The organism is Streptomyces hiroshimensis (genome assembly GCF_014650335.1).
Lineage (GTDB): Bacteria > Actinomycetota > Actinomycetes > Streptomycetales > Streptomycetaceae > Streptomyces > Streptomyces hiroshimensis.
The window spans coordinates 255,461-269,877 of the sequence record NZ_BMUT01000006.1; the positions used below are offsets into that span (position 1 = coordinate 255,461).

Here is a 14,417-nt window from a genome sequence, read left to right on the forward strand (position 1 = left end):
GCATCCCCCACAGGCGGCCCCCCACGGCCGGGGGAATCCCCTCTGCACACAGGGGTATGCACAGGGGGCCGAAGCCGCGCTGCGCCGTCACATGGGCGGCGCCGCCGGCGCCGGCCCCAGCGTGGTCGTCCCCGGTGCGGCCCGGTGCCCGAGCCCCGTGCGGTACGCGTCCAGCGCCGCCTCGACCCGCCCCGTGCGCCGCAGCAGATCGCCCAGCAGCCGGCACAGATCCGCCAGGTCCCCTGCGGCCCCCGTGCGCTCCAGCAGCGACAGCGCCGCGCAGTAGTGCTCCTCCGCCGACTCCGTGAGCCCGCGCTCCTCCGCGATCAGCCCCAGCAGCCGGTGCGCCCCGCCCGCGTGCACCGCGCCGCGCTCGGCGCCCAGCGCCGACGGCGACAGCAGCGGGCTCAGCAGCCGCTCCGCCTCGCCCGCCTTGCCCCGCCGCCGCAGCACGTCGGCCAGCTCCACCTCCACCTGCACGGTGAACAGCGCGGCCCGCTTCGACGCCAGCATGTCGCGCGCCGTCCGCAGCTCGCTCTCGGCGCCCTCCAGGTCGCCGTCCTGCGCGCGGACGTAGCCGCGCATCCAGTGGCAGTGCGCGAGCTCGGTGCGGATGTGCAGCTGCTGGTAGAGCTCCTGGGCCTTCGCGAGCGAGGCGTCGGCCTCCTGGATGCGGCCCTCGGCGATCAGCGTGCGGGCCACGCCCCGGTGCATGCCGGCGACGAGGGCCGGATCGTCCACCTGGGGCGCCAGCGCGAGCGCCAGCTCTGCGGCGTGCGCGGCCCGGGCGTGCGCCCCCATGTCCATGTAGGGGGCGATGGAGGCCGTGTAGAGGAGCAGCAGGGCGTCGGGGTCGTGCAGCCCCGAGGCGTTCAGCTCGTCGAGCGCCGTCTCCAGCAGGTAGCAGGCGTAGCGCAGCTCCCCGGCCAGGAGGTGGGCGGTGGCGCGGCCGCGCAGCGCGGGGACGCGGCGCGGCAGCGGCTCGTCGGCCAGCAGCGCCTCGGCGGCGGCGTAGTGGTCGCGGGCGGGGGAGAGGTCGCCGGTCTCCAGGGCGCAGTCGCCCAGCCCGAGGAGCGCGGCGGCCTGCTCGGGCACGAGCCCCGCGCGCGCCGCCTCCTCGTGCAGCGCCCCGTAGAGCGCGGCGGCGTCCTCGGCGGCGCCGGTGGCCAGCGTGCGACGGGCGTCGGTGAGGCGCATCCGCAGCCCGGTGGCCAGGTGCGCGGGACGGCCGGTGGTGAGCTCGTCGACGGTGGTGCCGAGCCGGTCGGCGAGATGGCGCAGGGCGGTCTCGGAGGGGCGGACGCGGCCGGACTCCAGGGTGGAGATGTAGGCGGCGGTATAGGCGGGTTCGGCCAGCTGGCGCTGGGTGAGGCCCTTGGCCGTGCGCAGCCGCAGCACGCGTCGGCCGATCTCGGCGGGCCCGTCGGCCCGTATGCCGTGGGTGCTGTTCTCGGCCACTGCTGCCCCTCGGTAGGTTACGCCGTGCATTTCAGGTACGTCGTGCTTCGGGTACGTCGTGCTTCGGGTGCGCCGTGCATTTCAGGCCAGGGGTCCCATGCTGCGGCGTGAGGACGTGGATACGCGAGTACATGAGTACGCGAGTACGTGAGCTACGTGAGGATGGAACCATGCCGGACGGTCTCGACGGGCAGGATCTCGTGGGGGGCGCACAGAGGCTCGGAGGGGCGCTCGACGAGGCACCGGCAGGCGCGGCGGTGCCGTCGCTCGCCGGTGCGGCGGTGCCGTCGGTGACCGGCCGGCACCGTCAGCCCGGCCTCGTCCTCACCGACCACCACTTCGACGTGCCGCTCGACCACGACGCCCCCTCCGGCGAGCGGATACGCATCTACGCGCGCGAGGTCGTCGCCTCGGCCCGCGAGTACGACGAACTGCCCTGGCTCGTCTACCTCCAGGGCGGCCCCGGCTTCCCCGCCGGCCGCCCCGTGGGCCGCGAGAACTGGCTCGACCGCGCCCTGGAGGACTACCGCGTCCTCCTCCTCGACCAGCGCGGCACCGGCCGCTCCACCCCGGCCACCCGCCAGACGCTCCCGCTCCGCGGCACCCCCGCCCAGCAGGCCGACTACCTCGCGCACTTCCGTGCCGACTCCATCGTCCGCGACTGCGAGCACATCAGGCGGCAGCTGACCGGCGGCCGGCCCTGGACGGTGCTCGGGCAGAGCTTCGGCGGCTTCTGTGCCGTCACCTACCTGTCCTACGCGCCCGAGGGCCTCGCCGAGGTGCTGATCACAGGAGGGCTCCCCGGCCTCGACGCCGACGCGGACGCCGTCTACCGCGCCGCCTACCCGCGCATGGAGCGCAAGACTCTCGCCCACTACGACCGCTACCCCGGCGACGAGGCCGCCGCCCGCCGCATCGCCGCCTACCTCGCGCAGCACGAGGAAGTGCTCGCCGACGGCACCCTCCTGACCGTCGAGGCCTTCCAGCAGCTCGGCATCCTCCTCGGCACCGGCGACGGCTCGCACCGGCTGCACTACCTCCTGGAGGACGCCTTCGTCGACACCGCCGCCGGGCCGCGGCTCTCCGACGCGTTCGGCGAAGAGGTCGCGGCGATCCTCTCCCGCGCCCACTGCCCGCTCTACGCACTGCTCCACGAGGCCATTTATGCCCAGGACGGGCAGGCGACGCACTGGTCGGCCGAGCGCATCCGGGGGGAGTACCCGCAGTTCGACCGCCATGGTGATGGCGACGGTGCCACCGACGGCGGCCGCTTCCTGTTCACCGGCGAGACCGTCCACCCCTGGATGCTGCGCACCCACCCGGCCCTGCGCCCGCTGCGCCACACCGCCGAACTCCTCGCCGAGCGCAAGGGATGGACGCCGCTGTACGACCCCGAGCGCCTCGCCCGCAACACCGTGCCGGTCGCGGCGGCGGTCTACCACGACGACCTCTACGTCGACACCGAGCACTCGCTGCGCACCGCGCGCGCGATCCGGGGGCTGCGGACGTGGGTCACCGACGAGTTCGAGCACGACGGCGTACGGGCGGGCGGACGGGCCGTGCTGGACCGGCTGCTGAGGCTCGTACGGGACGAGGCGTGAAGTCACCTCGGTGACTTCTCGGTCGTTTCTTCGGCCGCATCCATTGCCGGGCGCCTTCCGGGCCCCTACGTTAAGCCGCGCGTTAAAGCGACTTGACCCGCCGCTTAACCGGCGGTGGAGCTCGGGAGGAACCCCCCATGAGAAGACGCATATCCCTCGCGGCCGGTGGTCTGGCCCTCGCGGCGGCCCTGGCCGCCACGGCCCCCGCGGCGGCGTCCGGACCGGACAGGCCGGTCACCCCTCAACGCACCCAGGAAGTCGAGTACTTCACCGGTCCCGACGGCCACCCCCGCCACACCACCGTTCCCGCGTCACCGGCCCTGCCGCGCCCGCTCGCCCCCGCCGCCAAGGGCGACGGGGACGTCACGTCCGTCGTCAGCAACGGCCCGGTCGGCTCCAAGCTCGACGTCGTCTTCATCGGCGACGGCTACACCGCCGACCAGCAGGACGCCTTCCACGCCGCCGTGCGCACCAAGTGGGCCAGGATGTCGGCCGTCGAGCCGTACGCCTCTTACGCGAGCCTCTTCAACGTGTGGAGCGTCGACACCGTCTCCCGCGAGTCCGGCGTCACCAACGACCCGGCCAAGGGCGTCACGAAGGACACCGCCCTGCGGTCGCACTTCTTCTGCGACGACGTGGAGCGGCTGCTGTGCGTCGACACCGCCCGCGTCGAGTCGTACGCGGCGAAGGCGCCGGCCGCCGACCTCGTCGTCGTCCTGTCCAACTCCGCCAAGTACGGCGGTGCGGGCTACAACGACGTCGTCTCCCAGGTCGGTTACGACGGCATCGCCACCGCGTCCTCCGACCACCCCAAGTCCGACCAGGTCGCCGTCCACGAGACCGGGCACTCGCTGGGCAAGCTCGCCGACGAGTACCAGTACGACGAGTACGGCACGTACACCGGCGCCGAGCCGGGCGACACCAACATCAGCACGCTGGATGCCGGGCAGCAGAGCGCGCAGCGCAAGAAGTGGTACCGCTGGATCGGGCAGACTTCGCCGGACGGCGGCACGGTCGGCTCGTACGAGGGCGGCGGCTACTACCCCAAGGGCCTCTACCGCCCCACCGAGAACTCGATCATGCGCACCCTGGGCCGTGAGTTCAACCTGCCGGGCCGCGAAGCCATGATCGCGGGCTTCTACCGCCACGCGAGCGTGCTGACCAGCGACAGCGGCCGGTACGGGGCGGTCTCGCGCCGCGAGCGGGTCGTGGTGCGGCCGGCCGTGCCCACGGCGACCGTGCGCTGGTACGTGGACGGGCTGGAGGCCGTGGCCGCCCGTGGCCGGACCGAGGTCGTGCCGCGGACGCTCGGCGTGCCCGGCGACGGCCGCCCGCACACGCTGACGGCGCGCGTCGTGGACCGCACGGACGCGGTCCTCGACCCGGAGCTGCGCAAGCGGCTGGCGGGGTCGCTGACGTGGAAGGTGACGCGCTGAAAGGTGACGCGTTGAAGTGGTGACGCGCTGAATCGATACGGCTAGGCGGACGCGGCGTTCAGGAACTCCGCGTCCGCGTAGGCGAGGGCGAGGCGGTCGCAGCCGTGGGTGAGGGCGGTGCGGGCCGCCTCGCGCACGCGCTCGGCCGGCTCGTCCGCCGCCAGCGCGGCGTGCAGCGCGTCGAAGGCCAGCTCGCGGACCGCGCCGGTCAGGGACGCGAAGACCTCCAGCTCGGCCCGTACCTCCGGGGCCGCGGCGCGCTCCCCGGCCCGCTCCAGCAGCAGCTCCAGCAGCTGCTCGCGGCGCGTCTGGCCGAGCGGGAGGTAACTGCGCCTCAGGGAGGCGCTGTTCAGCAGGATGCGGGAGAAGGTGCGGGCCTGGGGGAGGGAGTCCTCGTCCAGGACGGCGTCGAAGGCGTCGGCGCAGGCGCGGTGCACGCGGTCGATGACCTCGGCGGCGGTCGCCGCGCCCGCCACGGCCTCGGCGATGCCCGCCTCGAACTCGTCCCGGCGGCCGAAGAAGATGTCCTCCTTCGACGCGTAGTGCGTGAAGACGGTGGCCGGCGCCACGTCCGCCGCGGCCGCGATCCGGGTGAGCGTCACGGCGTCGAAGCCCTCCTCCGCGAAGAGGCGGAAGGCGGCTTCGGCGATGGCGCGGCGGGTGCGCTCGCGCTTGCGGCCGCGCATTCCGGTGGCGGCGCTGCCGCCCGCCGGGGCGCTGCCGGCGGCCTTGGTGTTGCTCCCGGCCGTGGTGCCGTTCCGGGCCGCGGTGCGGTTCCCGGCCGTGGTGCCGTTTCCGGCCGTGGTGCCGCTCCTGGTCGTGGTGCTGCTGGTCATGCCCCCAGGGTAGCCGTCCGGCAAGTAGAAATAGAGGTGCTACATTTTTGGAGCACCTCTATTTTCGGGTGTCCCGCTCCGCCATCCGCATGCGCACCTGCCGGAGGACGTGATTGCCATGCGCGCTGCCGACCCCTCGTCACCACGGCCCGCCATACGCGGGGCCGGCCGGGAACCAGCCGGCCGGCCCGTACGCGCCACCACCGCGATCCTCGTCATCGCCTGCACGGCCCAGTTCATGGTCATCCTCGACGTGTCGATCGTGAACGTGGCCATCCCGGCGATCCGCACCGAACTCCACCTGGGCACCGCCGGCCAGCAGTGGATCGTCAGCGCCTACACCCTCGGCTTCGCCGGGCTGCTGCTCTTGGGCGGTCGCGCGGCGGACCTCGTCGGCACCCGGCGCGCCTTCCTCGCCGGAGTCACCGCCTTCACCCTCGCCTCCCTGGTCGGCGGCCTCGCCTCCGGCGGCCCCCTGCTGATCGCCGCCCGCGCCGTCCAGGGCGTCGGCGGCGCCGTCCTCGCGCCCGCCACCCTCACCCTGATCATGCGGACGTTCACCGAACCGGCCGCCCGCACGCGCGCGATGGGCGCCTGGAGCGCGGTCATGGCGGCGGGCGGTGCGGTGGGCGGCGTCATCGGCGGTGTGCTCACCGAGTACGCCGGGTGGCGGTGGGTGCTGTTCGTCAACGTCCCCATCGGCGCGGGGCTGCTGGCGGCGGCCCTCGTCTACGTACCGGCCGCCGCCTCCGCGCCCGCCGGGCCGCGCCGCCTCGACCTGCCCGGCGCCGTGTCCGTCACCGCCGGGCTGACCGCCCTCGTCCACGGCACCATCGCGAGCGAGACGCACGGGTGGGGCGCGCCGGAGGTGTGGGGGTCGTTCGCCGCCGGGGTGCTGCTGCTCGCGGCCTTCGTGGCCGTCGAGACCCGCGTCGCCCACCCGCTCGTTCCGCTCGCGATCCTGCGCCGCCGGACGCTCGCCACCGCCAACCTCCTCGTCCTGGGCATGGGCGCGGCCGCATTCGCGATGTGGTTCCTGCTGTCGTTGTACTTCCAGCAGGTGCTCGGCCGGAGCGCCCTCGGCGCGGGCCTGTCCTTCCTGCCCGGATCGCTCGCGATCGTCGTGGGTGCCCAGGTCTCCACCCGCCTCATCGCGCGCACCGGCCCGCGCCCGCTGATCGTCACCGGTATGACGATCAGCACGGCGGGGTTCCTGTGGCTGTCGCGCATCGGTGACGGGGGTACGGGAGGCGGCGCAGGCGCGTACGCGACCGGCGTGCTCGTCCCCTTCGTCCTGGCCACCCTGGGCGCGGGCCTGTCCCTGATGCCCGTCACGGCCGCCGCGACCAGCGGCACGGCACCGGCCGAGGCGGGCCTGGCCTCCGGGCTCGTCAACTCCTCCCGCCAGATCGGCGGCGCGCTCGGCCTGGCCCTGCTCTCCACGATCGCCGCGCAGACGACGGCGGGACGCGCCTCCGGCGACGCGGCAGGCGACCTGGCCGCCGGTTACGGCAGGGCGCTGCTGATCGCCGCGGCGTTCACGGCGTGCGTGGCGCTGGGGGCGCTGGCACTGCCAGGACGGACCACCCGCAAGACCTCGTGAAATCTCCTCACTCCGCAGTCAATTCATCGGAAGGACCGTGACCGCCATGTCCAACGAACTGAACCACGTCATCGTGCACGTCAAGGACCGCCGGGAGACGGGTGCGTTCCTGTCCTGGCTGATGGACACCGCCGCCCCGCTCGAATGGGGCCGCTTCACCCAGATCACCAGCTCCAACGGAGTCGGCATCGACTTCGTCGACGACATGGTGGAGGCCGGCGACATCAACCGCAGCCACATCGCCTTCCTCGTCACGGACGAGGAGTTCGACGCGATACTCGGCCGCGTGGCGGAGCGCGAGGTGCCGTTCTGGGCCGACCCGATGCTGCGACAGCCGGGCGAGATCAACCACGAGTACGGCGGCCGCGGCGTCTACCTCCGGGACCCGGGCGGCACGTGCGCCGTCGAATTCATGACGACGCCGTACGGGGAAAAGCCGTCGGCCCGCTCGTCGGCGTAACCAGACCCGGTTACCGGCCTTGGCAACCGGCCCCGGTAACCGGCCCCCGGCTCCGCGCAGCCGCCGCGATCAGGGACGATTCCCCTGATCGCGGCAGCAGAAGCGGCCGCCCGGGAGAGGGAAGCACGTTCCATGAGTGGGCTCGGCATCGGCAGAAGACAGGCGAACGCGAATGCGAACGTGAACGCGGGACAGATCCTCGCGGAAGCACGCAAGGCCCTCTTCGTGATGGTCGGATTCGTGGCCCTCGTCTGGGCGGTGCAGCTCGCCAACTGGAGCGGCGACTACGCGCTCTCCCGCCACCACGGCATTCTCCCGGGCGACATCGGCACGCTCCCTGACGTCTTCGCCGCCTCGCTGCTCCACTGGAACTGGGCACACATCGAGTCCAACTCCGGCCCCCTCTTCGTCTTCGGCTTCCTCGCCGCCTACCGCGGCGTGGCCCGTTTCCTCGGGCTGAGCGTCCTGGTGATGGTGACCAGCGGGCTCGCGGAGTGGGTGTTCGGGGACGGGGGCACGCGGACGGTCGGCGCCAGCGGCCTGGTCTACGGCTTCTTCGCGTACGTGGTGGTCAGGGGCCTGTTCGACCGGCACCTGATCGACACCCTGATCGGCGTCGTCATGGCGGCGTCGTACGCGTACATCCTCACCACGGCCGTCCCCGGCACCCCCGGCATCAGCTGGCTGTGCCACTTGGGCGGACTGGTCGGCGGGGTGGCGGGCGCGTGGCTCTTCCGGGACCGGAACGGGGCCCGTGGCCGGGGCCGCGACGGGGACGGCGACCGGGACCGTGACGGCAACGGCAAGCCGGCCCCGAGGCCCGGCCTCCCGGCCCGCACCGCCGACCACCCGCGAGCCGCCCTGCACAAGGAGCTCGACGACCTGGGGCTCTTGTAACCGCCGCTGAAGCGCTGGGTCGCCGCAGCCGGTTCAGGCCGCGTACCTGGCTCGCGAGCCGGTACGGTGCAATCCGGAGCCTGCCGCGCCCTGGAGGACGATCATGGCTGAGCAGCCGAGCGGTCCCTACGGGCCGCTGATCCCGATGCCGGAGCTGACGCCTGACGCCCTGCGGGCTGCGGTCGCCAAGATCGCCCCCAGCCGTGTCCCTGCTCTGACGCGGCACCTGTTCGAGGCCACCACCAACGCTCAGAAGAGCAGCAGTCCGGCCCCATTGCGGGCCTTCGTCCACTCATGGGCCGTCTTCGTCGCGATCGAACGCCACCCCGAGCGTGCCGCCCGGCTCCATGAGCTGGAGCGGATCGTGGATGCGGGGGAAGCGGACCCCGCCGACGCGCTCGCCGAGATCCAGGCCATACGTGAGGCGGCCGAGACGGAAGCCGGGCTGTGAACGACTGGACCTGGGAGTGGAACCCCGGCCGGTCCCACGTGGCCGGCGGCCTGCCTCCCGGCGTGGTGGCGGAGGTGGAACGAACTGGCAGCCGAGCTGGCCGCGCTGGGGCGTGACGCGGTGAAGGTCGGACGCCCGGAGGACAAAGAGGGCGGACTGAGGGAATTCGACATCCTCAGCGGACGCGGATTCTTCTCTTTCCTTGCCGTCCCCCGCCAGCCAAGGCTTATGCGCAAGGTCTCCTTACGCGCCCGCATCTGTGACGGCAGGAGTACGGCGCCCGGCCTCCCACCGGCCGCACACCTCACCTGTCCCCCGCTGCCAGCTTGTTCTAAGCCGCACCCGAATCACGGAACTCAGCTCACCCCCGCCGCACCCCCTGCGGGGCAAGTTCGCATGCGGCGGTGCGGGGCGACGACCCGGGCCCGCTGCAGGCGTAGGCCCGGGTCGGCTGCGGTTACCGCTTCTTGGTGGAGGGCTTCTTCTGCTCGTCGAGCTTGCGGGCCTCGTACTGGCCGACCTCGATGAAGTGGCGGAGGTCGGCAGCCGTGCCGCGGAGGGCCTTGTCGCCCGCGCGCTTGACGGCCTCGCCCGTGCCGGGCTTGCCCATGATGGTGAGGACGGCGACGCGGTCGTCTTCCAGGCGGGCCTGGTACTGGCCGACTTCGAGGAAGTGGCGGAGGTCGTCGGCGGTGCCGCGGAGGGCCTTGTCGCCGGCGGTCTTGACGGCCCTGCCTGCGTCCGGCTTGCCCATGATGGTGAGGACGGCGACGCGGTCGTCTTCCAGGCGGGCCTGGTACTGGCCGACTTCGAGGAAGTGGCGGAGGTCGTCGGCGGTGCCGCGGAGGGCCTTGTCGCCCGCGGTCTTGACGGCCCTGCCCGCGTCCGGCTTGCCCATGATCGTCAGAACCGCGACCCGGAGGTCCTCCTCCGACATGTCGGCGGCCTTGGCGGTCTCGCCCGCCTTCGCGCCCGTCACCGCCGCGACGGGCGACTTGGCGGCAGCCCCGGTGCCACCGGCGGCGAAGGCCGGCGAGGACAGAAGGACGGCCGGTGCGATCGCGGCAGCCACGACAACGGCGGAAACACGAGCCAGTTTCATGTAGTACCCCCACTTTTCACGATCAAGATCGTTAATGCCGTCACAGGCTATGCCAGCCTCCGGGCCCCGGCGGCGTGGGGTCGGCGTCAGAGAAGCGTCAAGCTTTACGACGCCCGGTGGCCCCCACGCCCCCGGCCAGCTCGCGCTCCAGGGGTGTCCGGAAGCGCGGAGTGACCCGTACGGTGCCCAGCCACGCGGACAGGCGGGCGGCCTCCGCGGCGATCGCGGACTCCGCTTCCCGTCCGGTGTCCGCCAGCAGCCGCCAGACGATCTCGCCGTCCGCCCGCTGCGCCCAGCCGCCGACGATGCGGCCGTTCCACCACACCGTCGGCCCGACGTTCCCGGCCCGGTCGAAGAGAGCGGGCACGTGGTCGGGGGAGAGGTACCAGTCGCGGCCGCGCCAGCCCATGGCGGTCGGGTCGAGGCCGGGGAGGAGCGCGGCCCACGGCCCGGGGGCTTCGTCCGCGGCAGGGACGTCGCCGGGCAGGACGTGGCCCGTGGCGCCGTCCGCGAGCTCGACGTCCTCGACGCCCACGTCCGCCAGCGCCTTACGCGTGTCGCCGAGCGTCCAGCCCGTCCACCACTTCAGATCGGCCTCCGTGGCCGGCCCGTACGCGGCGAGCCAGCGCCGCGCGAGCTCGGCCTTCGCCTCCCGTACGTCGATGTCCGGGATCTGCGGGACGAGCGCCCACGGGTAGAGGCTGCTGGTCCACGAGCCGCGCGGCCGGGCGCGCCGCAGATGCCCGTCCGAGGCGAGCATCCGCAGCACCCGGCTGCCGATGCTCTGCCGGGACTCGTACGGCTTGCCCGGCGACATCAGCAGCGTCTCGCGCAGCGCGGGCACGTCCTTGCCGAGCTCGGCGGTCGTGGCCTCGCCGCGCGCCGCCAGCGCGTCCAGCACCTCCCGCTCGGTGCGGGCGAGCCGCTGCTCGTCCCAGGGGGCGTGGCCCTCGGAGTTCTCGCGCAGGTGCTTGAGCAGCGTCGCCCGCTCCCGGAGCGCGATCGCGCGGGTGGTGGAGGAACTCACGTACGGGGCGAGCTCCGTGGTGACGGCGAAGAGCGTGCGCCGCATGGACAGCAGCTTGACGAGCGTCACGTCCTCGTACAGCGCCCGCTCCACCTCGGCGGGGAAGGGCTCGGCCAGCCGCGCGCACGCCGACAGGTAGACGGTGGCGGCGTCGGTGGCGTGCAGCCCGACGAGGGCGTCCGCGACCTCTTCGGCGGAGCCGGCCCGGTGGGCGGGGTGGAGGAGGTGACGCCGGGCGAGGCGGGCACGGCGCTGGTCGTCGGAGAGTCGGGCGCGGGGGCTGCTGCTCATGGGGCGAGCGTAGGGGGGAACCAGGTCGGATCCTGTCCTCTAGGGGACGGGGCTCGGGGAGAACCCCGAGGCGGAGTACGGGCTGGTGAGGGCCGGGTCAGGGCGATGCCCGATGCCGCGATGATCTTGCTCCGGAAGACTCTCCGGCATGGAAACGCTGAAGAGGAAGTCCGTCGGCCGAGGCGCCCGGTCGGCCGTCGCCCTTGCCGTCGCACTCGCCGCCGCGCTCACCGCAGGGACCGCCGGCGTGGCCGGCGCCGCAACGCCGCGGCCGGACAAGAAGGCGCTGGAGGAGTCGATCGCGGGCTTCCCGAACGCGGATGTGAACGGCGCGCTGGTCCGCGTCGCCGGCCCCGGCGGCCACTGGTGGGGCACCTCCGGCGCGGCCGACAAGGCCACGGGCGCGTCCGTGCGCTCCGACTCCTCCTTCCGCATCGGCAGCATCACCAAGCTCTTCACCGGCACGGTGCTCCTGCAGCTCGCCGCCGAACGGCAGGTCGACCTGGACGCACCCGTCCGCCGCTACGCCCCCGGCCTCCTCCCCGACGCCTTCCGCGACGTGAAGGTCGCGCAGCTGCTCGACCACACGAGCGGGCTCCCGACCCCGTCGCCGCTGACCTACGGGGACGGCTCCAACAGGTGGTTCGTCGAGAACCGCTTCCGGTCGTGGACGCCCACCGAGATCGTCAAGGCGGCCGTGGACGGCAAAGAGCCTGCCTTCCCGCCCGGCAAGGCCCAGCAGTACAACGGCATCAACACGCACGTGGCCGGGCTGATCATCGAACGCGTCACCGGCCGCACGTACGCCGAGGAGGTGCGCGACCGCATCACCCGCCCCCTCGGGCTCCGCCACACCTACGTCCCCGCGGCCGACGACGTCACCCTGCCGCAGCCCCACGCCCACGGCTACCGCACGGTGGACGGCTCGCTCGTCGACGTCACCGAGCAGAGCCCGTCCTCCTGGGCGGAGGGCGGCATGATCTCCACCGCGGCGGATCTGGACCGCTTCATCACGGCGCTCCTCGGCGGGCGGCTCCTCCCGCCGTCGCAGCAGAGCCGGATCCTCGACCTCCCGGACGTTCCCAACGCCCCCGGCAACCACCACTGCGCGAGCCTGACCGATCCGGCCGACCGCGGAAAGGCGTGCTTCAGCCGCATCGGCCTCATGCGGACGACGCTCCCCGACGGCACGGTCGTCTGGGGCAAGACGGGCTCCGAGCCGGGGTACACCAACGGAGTGTTCGTGAAGAGCGACCTGTCGCGGCGGGTGGTGTATTCGCTCAATTACAACAACCCGCCGGGTTCGAGCGAGCTGAAGTACGTCCTGGGGATAGCGAAGGCGGCGTTCTCGAAGCCCCGGAAATAAACGAAGAGAGCCGGATGTGCATGACATCCGGCTCTCTTACTGCGATGTGCGCTCGGCAGGATTCGAACCTGCAACCTCTTGATCCGTAGTCAAGTGCTCTATCCGTTAAGCTACGAGCGCTCGGCGTCCGAGTGGAAATGGCACCCGTCGGCGTTGCGGGAACAATATTACCCGACGCGGAGGGGTGCTTTTTACCGCCGCGGTTCCCGCGGTTCCCGCCACGCTCGGTGATGATCTCGCTACGGCGTTCGCCGTAGCTCTCGTACGACAGATCATGATGTTGCGGCAGCGATGGTCTGAGCGGTGACGCAGATCGGCAACTCCACGCAGGAAACGGCGGGTTGGGCCCTTTGCCCGCCTGTAATGTCGTCGCCAGCGCTTCGAGCGCGCCCCCCTTCCAGAGGACCCTTTCGTCGGGGCACTCGCGGGGTGTCCCGATACGGGCTCCCTCCGGTGCGGTCGCCGGCTATCGGCTGCAGGGAAAGAAGGGGGGCGCCGATGGGGCGTCACCGCAGGAAGCCTCTGCACGAGCGGGTCGCAGCTGTGATCCGGGAGCTGTGGAGGTGGTGCACCGGACAATGACCGGTGGTAGCCGCTGGACGGTGGCCGCCAGTCCTCCGAACACCTGAGGACTGACGACCGGAAGCCGTCTACCTGCGGTTGGCCCTCGTTCACGGATAGCCGCCGTGGCGGGGGCCACTTGCTATGCCCGAAGAAGGGGGGCGCCCCCTTACGGTATCGGCCGAGCCCGCCGTGCGCGACCCTTTCAGTCATCGCCGTCCGGCGCGCCGAGGGTGCCGCGCCTCAGGGCGCGGGTGAAGGAACGATACGGCTCGGCGGCGACGCGCAGAGTCGGCCCGTCGGGCCGTTTGGAGTCGCGTATGAGTATGGGGCTGCGTAAGCGTGTGCGGGTGCCCTCCGGGAGGGCGATCTCCACGCAAGTCTCAGCAGAGCCGGAGCTGTAGCTGCTCTTCTTGAACCTCACTGCGTCTCCTTGGCGATCCGTGCGATGAAGTCGCGGGACGCCTCGGGATCCAGTGCTTGGGTGCGCAGGCGATCGAACGCGACGTCGTAGCGTGCGACCTGGCCGTCTTCCTCAAGGTAGTGGGACGTCGTGAGCGGCTCCACAGCTACGACAGGAGAGCCGACCTCGAAGTGGAAGACCGTGTAGGCGCCGTCCAGGCCCGTGTGCGTGCCCGCCTTGAACGGAATGACCTGCAGCTCGATATTTGGATTCCGGGAGATGGTGAGCAGCTGCTCAAGCTGCCCGCGAAGGACGGAAGGTCCGCCCAGCTCCCGCCTGAGGCATGCTTCGTCCAGTACGCACCGCAGTGCGAGTGACGACGAGGTCAAGATCTCCTGGCGCTTCAAGCGCAGCTCGGTGAAGGCTCTTACCTCACGGGCTGTCTTCCATACGCTGCCGCCATCGATGACCGCATAGGCGTAGTCGGCCGTTTGCAGCACCCCTGGCATGACAAGCGCCGCGTAGAGGTCAATGCGGGTGGCGATCTGCTCCATGTCCAAGAAGTCGGCCAAGCGCTCGGGGACGATGTCCTTGTACTGCGCGTAGATGTTCTTCCGGCGGCTGTCGTTGGCGAGCTTCGCGATTTCCCTGGTCTCTGCGATGCGTGCCGCTTCAGTGACCCGGTAGGCGGTGAAGAACTTCTCCGGATCGGTGTTCTGCCTGCCGTTCTCGACCTTGCTCAGGGTCGGGATGGACATGCCCAACAGCTTCGCGCCCTCGGCGAGGTTGAGACCGGCTCTCACCCTCAGCGTCTTCAGTGCTGCGCCGAGCCTCCGGCGCAGCAAGGTCGGCGTGATGTCGGCCAAGTGATCACCTCCTTGCGAGACGACTCTAGCGACAGCAACTTCCCTGGCTTGTGCGAGCG

13 protein-coding genes and 1 tRNA gene are annotated in these 14,417 nt (G+C 71.9%); 7 read left to right on the forward strand and 7 right to left on the reverse strand.

The window, feature by feature from the left end; all coding sequences use genetic code 11:
- Window positions 1-87: 87 nt before the first annotated feature.
- Window positions 88-1,488, reverse strand: a complete 1,401-nt coding sequence (locus tag IE241_RS16200) for a helix-turn-helix domain-containing protein (RefSeq protein ID WP_190022430.1) — start codon at window positions 1,486-1,488, stop codon at window positions 88-90.
- A 260-nt stretch (window positions 1,489-1,748) separates the two neighbouring features.
- Between IE241_RS16200 and IE241_RS16205 the strand changes: the two genes are divergently transcribed.
- Entirely contained in the window at window positions 1,749-3,059 is a 1,311-nt protein-coding gene (locus IE241_RS16205) for an alpha/beta fold hydrolase (protein ID WP_229899369.1), read from the forward strand.
- A gap of 137 nt (window positions 3,060-3,196) precedes the next feature.
- A complete protein-coding gene (locus tag IE241_RS16210) occupies window positions 3,197-4,495 on the forward strand; it encodes a M64 family metallopeptidase (RefSeq protein WP_190022432.1) in 1,299 nt (432 codons plus the stop codon).
- Between the two features lie 41 nt (window positions 4,496-4,536).
- On the opposite strand, the gene IE241_RS16215 is transcribed toward IE241_RS16210, so the two are convergent.
- Complete coding sequence (locus tag IE241_RS16215; protein ID WP_190022433.1) at window positions 4,537-5,331, reverse strand: TetR/AcrR family transcriptional regulator; 795 nt, start codon at window positions 5,329-5,331, stop codon at window positions 4,537-4,539.
- A gap of 118 nt (window positions 5,332-5,449) precedes the next feature.
- On the opposite strand from IE241_RS16215, the gene IE241_RS16220 reads away from it, so the two are divergent.
- The 4 genes from IE241_RS16220 to IE241_RS16235 all read left to right on the forward strand — a co-directional run bounded on the left by IE241_RS16220 (window position 5,450) and on the right by IE241_RS16235 (window position 8,742).
- Window positions 5,450-6,934, forward strand: coding sequence for an MFS transporter (locus IE241_RS16220; protein WP_190022434.1), 1,485 nt, complete (start codon window positions 5,450-5,452; stop codon window positions 6,932-6,934).
- 46 nt (window positions 6,935-6,980) lie between these two features.
- The gene (locus IE241_RS16225) at window positions 6,981-7,394 is read left to right on the forward strand and encodes a VOC family protein (RefSeq protein ID WP_190022435.1); all 414 of its coding nucleotides are present in this window, start codon (window positions 6,981-6,983) and stop codon (window positions 7,392-7,394) included.
- A gap of 180 nt (window positions 7,395-7,574) precedes the next feature.
- Window positions 7,575-8,291 (forward strand): rhomboid family intramembrane serine protease, encoded by a 717-nt coding sequence (locus IE241_RS16230; RefSeq protein ID WP_229899324.1) that lies wholly within the window; start codon window positions 7,575-7,577, stop codon window positions 8,289-8,291.
- Between the two features lie 103 nt (window positions 8,292-8,394).
- A complete protein-coding gene (locus IE241_RS16235) occupies window positions 8,395-8,742 on the forward strand; it encodes a hypothetical protein (protein ID WP_190022437.1) in 348 nt (115 codons plus the stop codon).
- A gap of 457 nt (window positions 8,743-9,199) precedes the next feature.
- On the opposite strand, the gene IE241_RS16240 is transcribed toward IE241_RS16235, so the two are convergent.
- A complete protein-coding gene (locus tag IE241_RS16240) occupies window positions 9,200-9,814 on the reverse strand; it encodes an ALF repeat-containing protein (RefSeq protein ID WP_229899326.1) in 615 nt (204 codons plus the stop codon).
- A 127-nt stretch (window positions 9,815-9,941) separates the two neighbouring features.
- A complete protein-coding gene (locus IE241_RS16245; RefSeq protein WP_190022439.1) occupies window positions 9,942-11,162 on the reverse strand; it encodes a winged helix DNA-binding domain-containing protein in 1,221 nt (406 codons plus the stop codon).
- Between the two features lie 148 nt (window positions 11,163-11,310).
- Here IE241_RS16245 and IE241_RS16250 point away from each other — a divergent pair, with 148 nt between their 5' ends.
- The gene (locus IE241_RS16250) at window positions 11,311-12,528 is read left to right on the forward strand and encodes a serine hydrolase domain-containing protein (RefSeq protein ID WP_190022440.1); all 1,218 of its coding nucleotides are present in this window, start codon (window positions 11,311-11,313) and stop codon (window positions 12,526-12,528) included.
- Between the two features lie 47 nt (window positions 12,529-12,575).
- Here IE241_RS16250 and IE241_RS16255 read toward each other — a convergent pair.
- The 3 genes from IE241_RS16255 to IE241_RS16265 form a co-directional block, all read right to left on the reverse strand.
- A tRNA-Arg gene (locus IE241_RS16255) sits at window positions 12,576-12,648 on the reverse strand.
- A 646-nt stretch (window positions 12,649-13,294) separates the two neighbouring features.
- Window positions 13,295-13,513: a DUF397 domain-containing protein gene (locus tag IE241_RS16260; RefSeq protein ID WP_190022441.1), complete on the reverse strand. Its 219-nt coding sequence runs from the start codon at window positions 13,511-13,513 to the stop codon at window positions 13,295-13,297.
- Window positions 13,510-14,358, reverse strand: coding sequence for a helix-turn-helix domain-containing protein (locus IE241_RS16265; RefSeq protein WP_190022442.1), 849 nt, complete (start codon window positions 14,356-14,358; stop codon window positions 13,510-13,512). The genes IE241_RS16260 and IE241_RS16265 overlap by 4 nt, the downstream gene beginning before the upstream one ends.
- Window positions 14,359-14,417 lie beyond the last annotated feature (59 nt).